Raw genomic sequence first — 1,421 nt, 5'->3', positions numbered from 1 at the left:
CGGGTTCGGCGTGAAGCCACCGGCGTAGCCCGCGGCAGTGTTACGACCGAACAGTTGGACAGGCTTGTTGGCCCAGTCGCCGGTCAGGCCCAGGTCACCCCAGGTCTTCACTTCCGACTTGCCGCCGCACAGGCGGGTGGAGGAGAAGATGGCGTCGACCTGCTGCATGGTCAGACCCTTGATGGGGTTGTCCTTGTGCACGAAGATCGCCAGGGCGTCCACGGCAACCGGAACAGCGGTCGGCTTGTAGCCGTACTTCTGTTCGAAGGCCTGCAGCTCGACGTCCTTCATCTTGCGGCTCATCGGGCCCAGGTTGGCGGTGCCTTCGGTCAGAGCGGGCGGCGCAGTGGAGGAACCAGCGGCCTGGATCTGCACGTTCACGTTCGGGTACAGGCGCTTGTACTCTTCCGCCCACATGGTCATCAGGTTGGCCAGAGTGTCGGAACCGACGCTCGACAGGTTACCCGACACACCGCTGGCTTTCTGGTAGTCCGGCAGGGCCGGATCGATCGCGGCCACCGCACTGGCGGTGCCTACGCCTGCGGCGACAAAAGTCAGGGCCGCCATCAAACGCTTGAGTTTCATGCCTTGCTCCTTGAGGAGAATGGGGTTGGATGGAACGGGGGCCAGTATTGTCAGACCGCATGAAGACTCTATGACGCAAATGTGACAGTTGGATGAAATGCCATCACTCTGCCGGCAGGCGTTTGTAACAAGTCGAATCGGATGCGCTGTGCATGCGGGAAATGGCGCTCCAGAGCCTCTGCTGTGCCGCTCACGCCCTTCGTAGAACGCGGACACCTCTTGCCTTGGCGCTGCTAATTCGCGCTCGCAGGACCCATCACCGTCCGCAGCTTTACGCCTTCCATGACACTCCCCACGACGACGATTTACGCCTCCTGAAGTGAGTGCCCAGCCTCGTTGCGAGGCCAGTTTTCCCGCGCGCAAAAGCAAAACCCCCGGCCAGCGATGCTGACCAGGGGTCTTGGGATAGGAGCTTGACGATGACCTACTCTCACATGGAGAAACTCCACACTACCATCGGCGATGCGTCGTTTCACTACTGAGTTCGGGATGGGATCAGGTGGTTCCAACGCTCTATGGTCGTCAAGCAATTCTTTACGGACGCTCGTGGCAGATGCACACGCTCATCCAGATTCGGGTATGTGACAGGTAATTTGCGGTTCACACGAACTTTCGGTTCGGAGAAACTCCACACTACCATCGGCGATGCGTCGTTTCACTACTGAGTTCGGGATGGGATCAGGTGGTTCCAACGCTCTATGGTCGTCAAGCAATTCTTTACGGACGCTCGTGGCAGATGCACACGCTCATCCAGATTCGGGTATGTGACAGGTAATTTGCGGTTCACACGAACTTTCGGTTCGTTACGTCTTCACCGTACAACACGCAAATTGTTT

Annotated in this window: 1 protein-coding gene, 1 rRNA gene and 1 other annotated feature; both genes read right to left on the bottom strand. The window is 58.5% G+C overall.

What is annotated here, in order from left to right:
• The coding region (locus QO207_RS31445) for a substrate-binding domain-containing protein (RefSeq protein ID WP_301536135.1) at positions 1-585 on the bottom strand (585 nt) is incomplete at its 3' end.
• A 411-nt stretch (positions 586-996) separates the two neighbouring features.
• Positions 997-1,112: ribosomal RNA gene (rrf, locus tag QO207_RS31440) — 5S ribosomal RNA — on the bottom strand.
• Positions 1,113-1,210: 98 nt separating this feature from the next.
• Positions 1,211-1,295: a sequence feature (5S ribosomal RNA rRNA prediction is too short), on the bottom strand.
• Positions 1,296-1,421: the final 126 nt, after the last annotated feature.

The organism is Pseudomonas sp. CAN1 (genome assembly GCF_030462585.1).
Classification (GTDB): Bacteria; Pseudomonadota; Gammaproteobacteria; order Pseudomonadales; family Pseudomonadaceae; genus Pseudomonas.
Note: the sequence above shows the minus strand (reverse complement) of the source record. Positions and strands in the feature narration are given on the sequence as shown.